Source organism: Streptomyces sp. NPDC027185, from assembly GCF_055567035.1.
In genome coordinates, this window is record NZ_JBVHRF010000004.1 from 588,600 (window position 1) to 600,727 (window position 12,128).

The following is a 12,128-nucleotide window of genomic DNA, read 5'->3' on the forward strand; positions in this document are numbered from 1 at the left end:
GCCGGTCCGGGGCGGGTGCCCCGGACCGGCTCGTGCGCTGCGCGCGTGCGCGGGTCAGCGGTGTGCGGGGAACTCCACCACCTGCTGGTAGGTGGGGCGGTTCTGCCAGCTGATCGCGGTGTGGGTCAGCCCGCCGACGGCGCGGTGGATGATCGCGTCGGAGCACCACTGGTCGCCGGCCTTGCAGCTGTCATCACCCGGGTAGACCTGCTCTGCGGTTTTCCCGGCCGCCTCACGCAGGGTGTCGAGGAGGGTGTCCCGGCAGGCGGAGAGGGAGCCCTTGCCGCAGAACGGGCGGGCCAGCGGCGCCCGCACCTTGTCGCCGAGGACCGAGCGCAGGTCCTTGTCGACATAGCTCCACCAGCCGTACTGGAACGCCGACCCGGCGTGCGCGCCGGTCGGGCCGTGGCCCGCCGACGGCGACTCGTCGATGGCGAGGTTGGCGCCCAGCGCCTTGTAGAGATCGCCGCCCAGCTCCGGGGCGAAGGCCCCCTTGACCAGCAGCGGCCACCAGGCGTCCATGAGCCGGACCGCGTCGGGGTGGGTGTAGGTGTGCGATCCGGCGGCGGTCTCCCGGCGCTGGGAGCCGTCCCGGCGCCACGAGTCGAGCTGCTGTACCGCCTTCTTCAGCTGCGGGTCGGTGACCGGCGCGCTCTGGAGCACCCGCAGCAGCTCCGGCAGCACGTCCTCACCGCGCAGATCGGTGACGGCCGCCTCGGACATCGCCCGGGTCAGCGCGGCGCGGGTGACGCCGCCCTCGGCGGTGAGGGCCGCGACCCGGTCGTCGAGGAGGTCGGCGCGGTGCACCGGGCCGTTGCCGAAGCCCGCCGAGTCGTAGTCGGCGGCCTGCTTGTTGTTCCAGGAGATGTAGTAGTCCTGGTTGACCGACTGCGGGTGCTCGGCGGGCGGTGTGTAGTCGGTGAGGTTGTTCTCCGGCCGGTAGCCGCGCCACTCGTACTCCGGTGCCGCCTTGATCGGCAGCGCCGGGTCGGTCCTCGGGTTGCGGACGGGGTTGAGGCCGCTGTTGTAGTACGCGATGTCGCGGGAGTCGGCGTAGAACCAGTTGAAGGCGTAGCCGATGTGCTGCGCGGCCTGCTGGAACGTCGCCGCGTCGCGGACGTACGAGGGGTCGTTGAGCATCTGGAAGCCGATGATGGAGTCGGCCTCGTGGCGGTAGGTGGAGCGCAGCGCCGTGTAGGCGACGGGCTTGCCGCCGATGGTGGCGCGGTGGGTGACGGTGCCGTACTTGGTGCGGAAGACCTGCATCCGGTACGAGCCGGCGGCCGTCGGGTCGGCGATGGTCGGCTTCCAGGAGTTGGTCCGCTCCAGCTTCTCCATCGGGACGCACTGCCCGTGGTAGCGGTAGGCGACCGAGTCCTTGGTGGCCGGGGAGCCGTCGGTGTTGCACAGGTCGACGGCGTAGGTGTCGGTGATGTCCTGGCCGGCGGAGGTGGCGCTCCAGGCGTAGTCCTGGCCGCGGCCCAGCTGGACGTACATACCGACGCCGGCGAACGAGGCGCCGCGGGCGCTGATGCCCGGCCCCTGGATCTCCTGGAGCATCAGCAGCTGCGGGGCGAAGTAGCCGGTCTGCGGGCCGAAGACGGCGACGGGGTGGCCGCTCGCGGTGCGCCTGCCGGAGACCAGCAGGGCGTTGGACATACCCCGGTGCTGGGTGGGGTCGAAGCTGCCCTCGGGCAGGACGCCGTCCTTGAACAGCCCTTCCAGCTTCCGGTACTCGGCGGGCGCCTGGACCGGCTCCCGGGCGGGCTTCTTGTCGCCCGCCGCGCCGGTGCGGTCGTACACCAGCTGCTCGGGGGTGACCGATCCGCGGTCGGGCAGCGCCACGCCCTCGGCCTCGGCGGGCTTGACCGCGTACGGGAAGCTCTGGCCGTCGTGGAGAGTCTTGGTGGCCTCGGGGTCGTTGCGCTCGCGGAAGGACTCCCAGAGCGCGGTGCCCTTCTCGACGCCGTACTTCTGCTGCGCGGAGAGCAGCGCGAGGGCGGACGGGACCTCGCCGCCGCCGCCGTTGCCGAAGAGCCCGCCGACGACGGACGCGAGGGCAATCAGGTCGGTGAGCTTGAAGGGCTGGATCTCCCCGGCGTTGGTGACCGCGTCGACATGCCCGGTCAGCACGTACTCGCCGGGGAAGTAGCGGCCCTTCTTCGACTGCTCGCGGTAGGCGTTGATGCCGTCGACGTACGCCTGGGCGTCGGCCATCGCCTGCTTGCCGCGGGCACCGTTGGTGTCCCGGATCCGCTCGACCTGCGCCTGGAGATCGGCCTCGGTGTACGGGGCCTGCGGCCAGAACTCCTGCTCCAGGCCCTGGTTGGCGAGGGCGCCGCCGGCGAAGGAGGTCAGCTCACCGCGTCCGATGTGGCGGAAGAGGTCCATCAGCCAGAGGCGGTCCTGCCCCGCGGCGTACCCGGCGCCGAACTCGGTGCCGTAGCGGGTGGTGCCCTTGATGTGCGGGGTGCCGGTCTTCTTGTCCCGGGTGATGGTGACGTCGTCGCGCGGCGCGGTGACCTTGGCGACCTGGTCCTCGGGGACCCCGAAGGAGGCGTCGTTGAAGAAGTCGGTCAGGGTGTCGTCGGTGAGCGAGGTGTAGCCGCTCGCCAGGGCGCCGTACGGGGCGAGTTGGTCGTCGGAGTGCGCGGGGTGGGTGCCGAAGACCTTGCTCGCCAGGATCTCGGCGAGGGTCGCGTTGCCCGTCGCACCCGGCGGCAGGATGTCGGCGCACTGACCCCGGCAGTAGTCGGAGTCGTCGGGGCCGTCTGCCGCGATGGCGGTGGGGGGCGGTGCCAAGAGCGTGGCACCCAAGGCGAACAGGGCTGCCGCGGCGGCGGTCCTGAGCCTTCCGGTACGTCGTCGCATTCCTGCTCCTCGGGAGGCGGGTGGGCCGGACGTTACCGCCGGTTACGACCTCCCGGGAAGATGAACAACAGTCACCTTTTCGTATCCCTCGCGGGGCGCCGCACCACCCCTGCCCTTTTTGCCCCCGCACCCGGCATCCGCAAGGAAATTCGATGGATCCGGGCGGCCTTCCGCCACGTCCCTTCCGTGTCCAGTCGGGTCCTCCCCACGGAGGTGGGATGAATATGGCCGGTTTCAGAGCTTTCGCGACACAGGTCCGCGATCCGCGGCTCCTCGCCACACGGCGCCGCACCGCCCTGCGCAAATGCCTGGAGCGCTTCGCCCCTTACGGGCACCGCGCGACCTGGCACCACCTGTGCACCCGGGCCGGTATCGCCCCGCAGGACCGCGACCCCGACCCGGCCCGCCTGCTGGCCGCCCTCGCCGAACTGGAGGAGGCGCGCGCCCTGTGGCTCGCGTACGAGGCGGAGTGCACCGCGCGGCGCCGCCGGGAGAAGCGGGACGGCATCCGGCAGCCGGGCGCGCTCGACGCCTGGCACCGGCGCACCTGGGGCGGCTGCGAGATCGTGCCGTGCGCGGCGCCCCACCGGCATCCGGCGGCGCCCCTGGCGGCGGTGCTGCGCACCGTCATCGCGGCGATGGAGTCCGGACGCCCCCGGCACGACTGCCCGGTGTGCGGCTCCACCCGCTTCCACCCGCTCCCCGACCCCGACCGCCGCGCCGCCGGCCCGGTCTGCGCGGACTGCGGCGTGATCACCCCCGCCGCCCTGCTGACCCGCGAGACCCTGGCGGCCGCCCGGCGCGGGACGCCCGGCGCGGCCCGTGCTACGGGTACGGGTGGCGGTACCGGTGCCGGTACGGGGTCGGCGTCCGGGTCCGGGGCGCGTCTCGGGGCCTCGATAGCCGCCTGAACGGCCGGCCGCTCACCGCTGCGCCCCCGGGTGCTGCGGGTGCCGGCCGAGGTCACCGACACCGACGCGACGGCGGCCCCGGCCACGGCCCGGTGCCGGCCGGCCGCACTCGGCGCCGCCCGCCACGGCCGCCCGGCACTCCTCCACGGCGAGGAGGCCGGCACCTGGCCGGTGCTCCGCCTCGCCCTCCGCCTGGGCCTGGCCACCCGCATCAGCATCGGTATCGAGGACACCGTGCTGCTGCCGGGCGGCTCCCCGGCGCGGAGCAACGCGGAACTCGTCGCGGGCCGCACGGGAGTTGGGGGCGGGAGGGATTCCGCCGGGGGCGGTCCGGGGAGCCGGGGATACCTCGGCGGACGCGCGGGAGCCCGATCCCGGGGCCGGCCCCGGTGGTTCCACGGGCACCGCCGGGGCCTTCGCCGACAAGGGCGCGGACATTCGCCCCGCACACGCGGGGCGCACGCCGCCGAGGCTGAGCAGCGCCTGGCGGAGCTGGGGCCATCCCCGCACACGCGGGGCGCACCCTCTCTGACCAGCGGTCCTGCCTGCCGGATCAGAGGTTTCCTTCACTCTACGGGGGCGTCGGGAGTCAGCGCACCGCTTCCGGGAGCCACCTCACCGCCCCTCCCCGCCCCCGGCTCGCACCGTCCCGGGCTCCCCTCCGCGCAGTCGTCCGCCGCGTTCCCCGGCTCAGTCCTTCCCCGGTCCACGCGCAAGCGCTGGGCTCCCGGGCCCTGTTGGCCGAGGTTGTCGTACGGGTTGGAGAGGGCGCAGCGTTCCAGGGAGAGGCAGCCGCAGCCGATGCAGTCGGTCAGGTGGTCGCGCAGGTCGAGGAGTTGGCCGATGCGTTCGTCGAGTTCGGCGCGCCAGGCTTCGGAGAGCCGGGCCCAGTCGTCGCGGGTGGGGGTGCGGCCGTCGGGGAGTTCGGCGAGGGCGTCGCGGATCACCGCGAGGGGGATGCCGACCCGCTGCGCGGCGCGTACGAAGGCGACGCGGCGCAGGGTGTCGCGGGTGTAGCGGCGCTGGTTCCCGGCCGTGCGGGTGCTGCTGATCAGGCCCTTGGTCTCGTAGAAGTGCAGCGCGGAGACGGCGGCGCCGCTGCGCGCGGAGAGCTGGCCGACGGTGAGTTCGTGGACCTTGAAGGGAAGCTGAGGCACGGGCCCACCCTAGGACCCGGGGCCGGGCCCGCCGCCCGCCGGGCCGTCCACGGACCGGGCCGCCCCGAGCCCGGACCATCCGGAGGCCGGGCCGCGAACCGGCCACAACCCACCGCACCCGCCGCCTCACCCGCCGCTCCGTTGACAGCGGCAGCCCCACTCCGCATGCTGAGCAAGCGCTTAGCGTGAGGATCAACCAGTACAGCGCAGGGATCAACCAGTACACGGTCAGCGGCGACGGGCGTCCGGGAGGGCGTAGCCGGGCGGCGCGGGAAAATTCAGGAGGCGGACGGGATGGCTGAGCCCCGGGTGTTCGGATCGCTCGACGAGCTGCGGGCCGCGGTCGGCGAGGAGCTGGGTCCCAGCGACTGGCTGGAGATCGACCAGCGGCGGATCGACCGGTTCGCCGAGGCCACCGGTGATCACCAGTGGATCCATGTGGACGCGGAGAAGGCGGCGGCCGGTCCGTTCGGGACCACCATCGCGCACGGTTATCTGACGCTGTCGCTGCTGCCCGCCCTCGTCCCGCAGCTGATGCGCGTCGACAACGTGGCGATGGGCATCAACTACGGCACCAACAAGGTCCGCTTCCCCGCGCCCGTGCCGGTCGGGTCCCGGGTGCGGGCCACCGCGCGGATCGCGGAGGTCGCGGAGGTGCCCGGCGGGGTGCAGCTGACGACGGCGGTGACGATCGAGCGCGAGGGCGGCGGCAAGCCGGTGTGCGTGGCCGAGTCGGTCAGCCGGTTCACCTTCTGACCAGGGCGGACGGGAGGCGGGCGGGCGTCGCGCGCCCGCCTTTCCCGCGTCAGCCCTCCCCCGCGCCCACCATCCGCAGGACCAGCCCGGCGTAGAGGACACCGACCTCGTCGGGGGTGCGGCGGCCGTCGGCGGTGAACCAGCGGGCGACGTCGACGCAGAGGGAGAGGACGGCGAGGGTGGTGCCGGGCACGTCCTCGGCGCGGAACTCCCCGGAGTCCGCGCCGTCCTGGATGATCTGGCGCAGCAGCCGGTCGGTGCGGCGGCGCAGCGCGGTGATCTCGGCGTAGTGCTCGGGGCCGAGCGCCTGGAGTTCGTACTGGATGACGCGGGCGGTGGTGTGGTGCTCGGCGTGCCAGCGGACGAAGGTGCGGACGGCTCCGGCGAGGCGTTCGGCGGCGGTGCCGTCGGCGGCGGCCGCCTCGGCCATGATGGCGAGGGCCTTCTCGTGGCCGATGCCGCTGATGCGGTAGAGGAGTTCTTCCTTCGTGCGGTAGTGGATGTAGAGCGCGGCGGGGCTCATTCCGGCGCGGCCCGCGATGTCGCGGGTGGTGGTCGCGTGGTAGCCGCGTTCGGCGAACGCCTCGACGGCGGCGCGGACCAGGCGCCGCGCGGCGTCCGGGGCCACATCGGCCCACTCGTCGCCGGTGCCCGCCGCCTCCCGTGCCTCGGTGCCCATCGCACTCCCCGTTCTTCCTCCGCCCCGGACCCTCCACGGACGGACCGCACACCTTACCGCGCGGGTGAGCGGACGCTTAGCACATATATCCGCGGGGCGTCCCGGAATCGCCCGGCCGGACGCCACGGGAGAAGCGGGTCGCATCCGGCCGTACCGCCCCCCGTACGCCGTCCGTGCCCCGCTGATCAGCGGTGGGGCGGCCTCTACGATGGGGGCATGGCCCGCCCCCGCAAGCCCCTGCTGAGCCGTGCCCGGATCGTCGGCGCGGCGCTGGCGCTCATCGACGCGGAGGGGCTGGCGGCGCTGTCCACCCGGCGGCTCGCCGCCGAGCTGGGGGTGAGCGGTCCGTCCCTCTACAACCACTTCGCGACCAAGGACGAGTTGCTCGACGCGGTCGCCGACACCGTCATCGCGCAGGTCGACGTCTCCGCCTTCGCGGACGGCGACTGGCGCAGCGGACTGCTGGGCTGGGCCCGTTCCTACCGCGCCGCGCTCGCCGCGCATCCGCACATCGTGCCGTTCCTCGCGCAGGGCCCGGGGCGCCGCCCGGCGGGGCTGAAGATGGCCGACGCGGCGTTCGGCGGGCTGGTCGACGCGGGCTGGCCCCCGGCGCAGGCGACCCGGGTCTGTGCGATGGTCCGCTACTTCGTGGCCGGATCCGCGCTCGGCTCGTTCGCCCGGGGCTTCGTCGACGACCCGGGCGCGTACGACCCGGACGCCTATCCGCACCTCGGGCAGGCGCATCTGCTGGCGGAGCACCAGCGGCGGGTGGACGAGGGCGCGTTCGAGACCGGGCTGCTGGCGCTGGTCGACGGGCTGGCGCTGCACCATCCGCGACGCACTCCGCACCGTCGGTGACCAGCGGGTTCACCCGCGCACCCGCACCCGTCCCGCACAGCTTTTAGATGTAGAGTGCACCCGCCTCTGACCGGCAGGGGCGTTCCGGCCATCTGGAGGCATGGTGGGCCAGCAGAGCGGACACGAGGGCACCGCCCCGCGACCGGACACGGCCGCCCCCGGCAGGCGGCTGTGGAACTTCGCCCTGGCGGTGCTGCGCGGTCAGGCGCAGGTCGACTTCCTGCCCAGCGCCCTCACCGGCGCGTTCTTCACCGCCGCGCTGTTCGCCTCCGGCTGGCGGTACGGCGTCTACGGGCTGCTCGGAACGGCGGTGGGCACCGCGACCGCACGGCTGCTGGGCGTCGACCGGGACCGGATCACCGCCGGTCTGGAGGGCTTCAACGCCTGTCTGGTCGCGGTCGGCTTCGCCGTCTTCCTCGGCGCCGACCACCTCTCCACCATGCTGCTCGCGCTCGCCGGCAGCGCGGTGGTCACCGTCGTCACCGGCGCCGCCGCCCGCGTCCTGGCCACCTGGGACCTGCCGACGTTCACGCTGCCGTACTGCCTGATGGCCAGTTCCATGACGATCGCGGCGCCCGGCTTCGAGCACATCTGGCACAACGGTGAGGGGCTCGCCGCGCTGACCCACCCGGCGGGCGGCCCCACCACGCTCGGCTGGACCGATCTGTGGCACGCCTTCTTCGCCGACTTCGCGCAGATCTTCTTCATGCCGCAGTGGTACGTCGGCCTGATCTTCCTCGTCGGGATCTTCGTGGCCAGCCGCCGGGCCGGGGTGATGGCCTGCGTCGGCAGCGCGGTGGGCATCTTCACCGCCTGGGCGATGGGCGCACCGGCCGTCGACGTCGCCGAGGGCACCATGGGCTACAACGCGGTGCTGGTGGCGATGGCGCTGTGCGGGGTGTTCCTCGTCGCCGACGCCTGGAGCCTGGGGTACGCGGTCGCCGCGGCGGCCGCGGCGACCTGCCTCAGCTCGGCGATGGCGGCGCTCTTCGCCCCGTCCGGCGGCCACACCTTCACCTGGCCGTTCGTCCTCGTCTCGCTGGTCTTCCTGGTGGCCGCCCCGACCTTCCCGCGGTTGCGGCGGGTGGGCGCGGCGGCGCCCGCCGGTGCCGCGGACGGCGCCGGGGCGAAGACCGCCGTGGCGGTCTGAACCCGGCGGGCCCGTCCCCGTCAGCCCTGGCGCTCCCCGTGCGCCGGGGTTGACGCGGACCGGTCCGCACCGGACGGCCCGGTGCCCGCGGCGGCGCTCTCCGCGGACTTCGGCGGACGGCCCGCGATGCCCGAGGAGGCAAGCAGCAGGGCGCCGAGCATGACGAACGGGGCGGCCGTCCCGGCGAGTCCGGCGAGCAGACCGGCCGTGGCGGGCGCGGCGACCTGGCCGAGGCGGTTGCCGGTCAGCCGCAGCGCCAGCGCGGTCGAGCGGGCCCGGTCCGGCGCCGCCTGGACGACGGTCGTCATCGACAGCGGCTGCCCCACGCCCAGGCAGAAGCCGAGCAGGATGAGCATCACGCCCAGCGCCGCCACCGGCACGGGCAGCACCAGACCGCCGCAGAGCAGCCCGGCGAGCGCGCAGCTTCCGGCCATCAGCGTGGTCCGGCCCAGCAGGCGGATCATCGGGGTCATCACCAGGCGGCAGGCGATGGTCGCGGCGGCCCGCAGGCTCAGCAGCAGTCCGATGGTGGCCGGGGCGATGGCGCGGTCCTCGCCGATCACCGGGAGGTAGGCGGTGAGGATGTCGGTGGCCGAGAGGACCGCGAGGCTCATGAAGATGCCCGCCGCGACGCCCCGGGTGCGCAGGATGCCGAGGACCGGGACGGGCGCCGGCCGGTCCGCCGCCGCGGGCGCGTCACCGGGCGCGGGGCGGTGTTCGAGCCGCCACAGCGCCCCGTAGGAGGCGGCGGCGACGGCGGCGGAGAGCAGCAGCGCGCGGGCGCTGGTCGCGGCCATCGCGCCGGAGTGCCCGGAGATCAGCAGCCCGGCGGCGACCGGCCCGACGAGCTGGCCGAGGGAGGCACCGATGGTGAAGTGGCCGAAGTTACGGTCGCGGTCGACGGGGGCGCTGCGCCGGGCGACGATCGACTGCGCGCCGATGACGAAGCAGAGGTGGCCCAGGCCCATCACCCCGCTCCAGGCGGCCATCACCGGCAGCGATCCGGCCAGACCGCTGAGCGCGCAGCCGCCGGTGATCAGCGCGACGCCGGTGACCAGCAGCGGCGCGCACCGCCCGTGGTCGGTGCGGCGTCCCAGCGGTACGGCGACGAGCAGCGGGAGCAGGGCGTAGACGGCGGTGATGACGCCGATGGCGCGTTCGTCGGCGCCGAGTGCGAGGGCCCGGTAGGAGACGGCCGGCCGGGCCGTGCTCACCGCTCCCTGGGCGCAGGAGAAGGTGAGGACCAGCCGCAGCAGCCAGCCCCTGCCGGGCCTCGCGGGTTCCGTCACGGGATGCCGTCGTTCCTTTCCGGAGGAGGGGGCACGGGAGCGGGCGGGTCCGGAGGCACGCACCGGACCCGCCCGTACGGGCTCTCGGGTACCGCTAGATGATGCCGATCAGCAGGCCCGCGCACAGCACCACGAGCGAGGTGAGAGCGGCCCACTTCATGGTGAAGCGGGTGTGGTCACCGAATTCGACGCGGGCCATGCCGATGAGGACGAAGACCGCGGGGACCAGCGGGCTGGACATGTGCAGCGGCTGGCCGACGAGGGAGGCACGGGCGATCTCGACGGGGGCGACACCGTGGGCGGCACCGGCCTCGGCGAGGATCGGGACGATGCCGAAGTAGAAGCCGTCGTTGGACATCAGATACGTGAGCGGGATGCTCAGCACGCCGGTGACCAGGCCCATGTGCGGGCCCATCGCGTCGGGGACGTTGCCGACCAGCCAGCGGGCCATGTGCTCGACCATGCCGGTGCCGGTGAGGACGCCGGTGAAGACGGCGGCGGCGAAGACCATGCCGGCGACGTTCAGGACGTTCTCGGCGTGCGCCGCGATGCGCTCCCGCTGGAGGTTCATCTGCGGGAAGTTGACAGTGAGGGCGAGGGCCGCGCCGATCAGGAAGAGCACCGGGATCGGCAGGGTCTGGAGGATCAGCAGGGTCAGCAGCGCGACGGTGAGCGCGGCGTTGAACCAGTAGAGCCCCGGCCGCAGGGTGGCGCGCTGCGGGTCCAGGCCCTGGAAACCGTCGTCCGTGGTGACGCCGTCGGCGCCGTCGGTGGCGTCCGTACCGCCGGTGGCCGGTGCCGTACGGGCCGCCGCGCCGCCGCCGTTCGCGGTGCCCGCACCGGCCAGGACCTGCTCGCTCTCCACCGCCTCGGCCACCGTGTCCGCGGCGTCGAAGGTGACGGTGCCCAGCCGTCTGCGCTCGCGCCGCCCGAGGACGTACGCCAGGACGAGGACGGCGGCGAGTCCGCAGGCCAGGGCCGGGATCATGGGGACGAAGACATCGCCGGCGTCCAGCTTCAGCGCGGTGGCGGCGCGGGCCGTCGGGCCGCCCCAGGGCAGGGTGTTCATCACGCCGTTGGCGGTGGCGGCGACGCCGGTCAGGACGACCATGCTCATCTTCAGGCGCCGGTAGAGCGGGTACATCGCGGAGACCGTGATCATGAACGTGGTGGAGCCGTCGCCGTCCAGCGAGACGATCGCGGCGAGCACCGCCGTACCGACGACGATGCGCAGCGGATCGGCCTTGCAGAACCGCAGGATGCCCCGGACGATCGGATCGAAGAGCCCGACGTCGATCATCACGCCGAAGAAGACGATGGCGAACATCAGCATCGCGGCCGTCGGCGCCAGGTCGCCGATCCCCTTGACCACGTAATCGCCCAGGTGCGCGCCCTTTCCGACGAGTACGCAGAAGAGCGCGGGGATGAGTACGAGCGCCGCCATCGGCGACATCTTCTTCATCATGATCAGCACCAGGAAGGTGGCGATCATGACAAATCCGAGGATTGTCAGCACGGGAAACCTCACGTTCGCCCTTGAACTCCCGCCGGGATGGCGGTCGAGGTGACGTTAGGTGGCCGAAACTCGCGTTAACAAGGTCTTGACGTGTGAGCAATACGAGCAAAACACCAGGTCGCAGAGGTGAAACGGATATATGGGCCGCGCGGGTGCCGCCGGTGGCCCCTCGCCGCCCCGGCTCACCCGTCGAGGTAGCGGGCCAGATAGCCGCGCAGCAGCCGCTTCGTCTCGGTGACGATGCCCGGGTCGCCCTCCGGGGCCACCCGGAAGGCGAGCTGGAGCAGGGAGTCGGCCGCCTCCACGCCGACCAGGAAGGCGGTGCGCAGCCCTTCGCCGGAAGGGTCCAGCGCGAGGGGCGCGGCGAGCAGTCCGAGGAGGCGGTCGGCGACCGCGTGGTTGGCCCCGCGGGCGTCGCGCGGCGCCGGGACGGTGAACTCCACGAGCGCGAAGCCCGGCACCGTCCGCTTCATGGCGAGGTACTCGTCGACGACCACGTCCATCGCGCCACGCCAGCCGTCCGGTGCGTCCGGGCCGGTCAGCCGGGCCGTGATCCGGTCGGCGTACGCGTCGAGGTTGCGCCCGGCGAGCGCCTCGGTCATGGCGCGTTTGTGCGGGAAGAAGCGGTAGACGGAGCCGATCGGCACCCCGGCGCGCTCAGCGACGGCGCGGGTGCTCAGGCTCTCGTAGCCGCCCTCCTGGAGTTCGACGGCGCAGGCGTCGAGGATGCGGGCCAGACGCTGGGCGCTGCGGCGCTGGACGGGGACGCGGCGGAGCGGGGTGGGCTGCTGCACCTCTCCATCCTGCCCGGCGCGCCGCGAGGTGACCGGAAGTCACCCGGACGGGGCGCGCACCGCGGCGGGAGCCAGGGCCGCCGGGCGGAGCGCCGCCGGAGCCGCCGGGGGCCGCGCCGGACCCTCCGGAGCTGCGGGCCCTCCGGA

10 protein-coding genes and 1 pseudogene are annotated in these 12,128 nt (G+C 73.5%); 5 read left to right on the top strand and 6 right to left on the bottom strand.

The window, feature by feature from the left end:
• Positions 1-54: 54 nt before the first annotated feature.
• The gene (locus tag ACZ4M8_RS16185) at positions 55-2,871 is read right to left on the bottom strand and encodes a penicillin acylase family protein (protein ID WP_467607571.1); all 2,817 of its coding nucleotides are present in this window, start codon (positions 2,869-2,871) and stop codon (positions 55-57) included.
• Between the two features lie 224 nt (positions 2,872-3,095).
• Between ACZ4M8_RS16185 and ACZ4M8_RS16190 the strand changes: the two genes are divergently transcribed.
• Positions 3,096-3,782, top strand: a complete 687-nt coding sequence (locus ACZ4M8_RS16190) for a hypothetical protein (RefSeq protein ID WP_467607573.1) — start codon at positions 3,096-3,098, stop codon at positions 3,780-3,782.
• Positions 3,783-3,794: 12 nt separating this feature from the next.
• Positions 3,795-4,067, top strand: a pseudogene (locus ACZ4M8_RS16195) (3-keto-5-aminohexanoate cleavage protein); the annotation flags it as partial.
• Positions 4,068-4,348: 281 nt separating this feature from the next.
• On the opposite strand, the gene soxR reads toward ACZ4M8_RS16195, so the two are convergent.
• The gene (soxR, locus tag ACZ4M8_RS16200) at positions 4,349-4,939 is read right to left on the bottom strand and encodes a redox-sensitive transcriptional activator SoxR (protein WP_467607575.1); all 591 of its coding nucleotides are present in this window, start codon (positions 4,937-4,939) and stop codon (positions 4,349-4,351) included.
• A gap of 294 nt (positions 4,940-5,233) precedes the next feature.
• On the opposite strand from soxR, the gene ACZ4M8_RS16205 reads away from it, so the two are divergent.
• Positions 5,234-5,695, top strand: a complete 462-nt coding sequence (locus tag ACZ4M8_RS16205) for a MaoC family dehydratase (RefSeq protein WP_467607576.1) — start codon at positions 5,234-5,236, stop codon at positions 5,693-5,695.
• Positions 5,696-5,744: 49 nt separating this feature from the next.
• Here ACZ4M8_RS16205 and ACZ4M8_RS16210 read toward each other — a convergent pair whose 3' ends face one another.
• Positions 5,745-6,374, bottom strand: a complete 630-nt coding sequence (locus tag ACZ4M8_RS16210) for a TetR/AcrR family transcriptional regulator (RefSeq protein WP_467607577.1) — start codon at positions 6,372-6,374, stop codon at positions 5,745-5,747.
• A gap of 216 nt (positions 6,375-6,590) precedes the next feature.
• Here ACZ4M8_RS16210 and ACZ4M8_RS16215 point away from each other — a divergent pair, with 216 nt between their 5' ends.
• Entirely contained in the window at positions 6,591-7,232 is a 642-nt protein-coding gene (locus ACZ4M8_RS16215) for a TetR/AcrR family transcriptional regulator (RefSeq protein ID WP_467607580.1), read from the top strand.
• A gap of 100 nt (positions 7,233-7,332) precedes the next feature.
• Positions 7,333-8,382: an urea transporter gene (locus tag ACZ4M8_RS16220; protein WP_467607581.1), complete on the top strand. Its 1,050-nt coding sequence runs from the start codon at positions 7,333-7,335 to the stop codon at positions 8,380-8,382.
• Between the two features lie 20 nt (positions 8,383-8,402).
• Here ACZ4M8_RS16220 and ACZ4M8_RS16225 read toward each other — a convergent pair whose 3' ends face one another.
• The 3 genes from ACZ4M8_RS16225 to ACZ4M8_RS16235 all read right to left on the bottom strand — a co-directional run bounded on the left by ACZ4M8_RS16225 (position 8,403) and on the right by ACZ4M8_RS16235 (position 11,981).
• Positions 8,403-9,671, bottom strand: a complete 1,269-nt coding sequence (locus tag ACZ4M8_RS16225; protein ID WP_467607584.1) for an MFS transporter — start codon at positions 9,669-9,671, stop codon at positions 8,403-8,405.
• A 94-nt stretch (positions 9,672-9,765) separates the two neighbouring features.
• Positions 9,766-11,187 carry a CitMHS family transporter gene (locus ACZ4M8_RS16230; RefSeq protein WP_467607585.1) on the bottom strand — a complete coding sequence of 474 codons (1,422 nt, stop codon included), beginning with the start codon at positions 11,185-11,187 and terminating at the stop codon, positions 9,766-9,768.
• Positions 11,188-11,369: 182 nt separating this feature from the next.
• The gene (locus ACZ4M8_RS16235) at positions 11,370-11,981 is read right to left on the bottom strand and encodes a TetR/AcrR family transcriptional regulator (protein WP_467607588.1); all 612 of its coding nucleotides are present in this window, start codon (positions 11,979-11,981) and stop codon (positions 11,370-11,372) included.
• Between the last annotated feature and the right edge of the window lie 147 nt (positions 11,982-12,128).

Coding starts and splice junctions, on each gene's coding strand:
- ACZ4M8_RS16220 (WP_467607581.1), top strand. CDS start 7,333: ATGGTGGGCCAGCAGAGCGGACACGAGGGCACCGCCCCGCGACCGGAC.
- ACZ4M8_RS16205 (WP_467607576.1), top strand. CDS start 5,234: ATGGCTGAGCCCCGGGTGTTCGGATCGCTCGACGAGCTGCGGGCCGCG.
- ACZ4M8_RS16190 (WP_467607573.1), top strand. CDS start 3,096: ATGGCCGGTTTCAGAGCTTTCGCGACACAGGTCCGCGATCCGCGGCTC.
- ACZ4M8_RS16185 (WP_467607571.1), bottom strand. CDS start 2,871: ATGCGACGACGTACCGGAAGGCTCAGGACCGCCGCCGCGGCAGCCCTG.
- ACZ4M8_RS16210 (WP_467607577.1), bottom strand. CDS start 6,374: ATGGGCACCGAGGCACGGGAGGCGGCGGGCACCGGCGACGAGTGGGCC.
- ACZ4M8_RS16215 (WP_467607580.1), top strand. CDS start 6,591: ATGGCCCGCCCCCGCAAGCCCCTGCTGAGCCGTGCCCGGATCGTCGGC.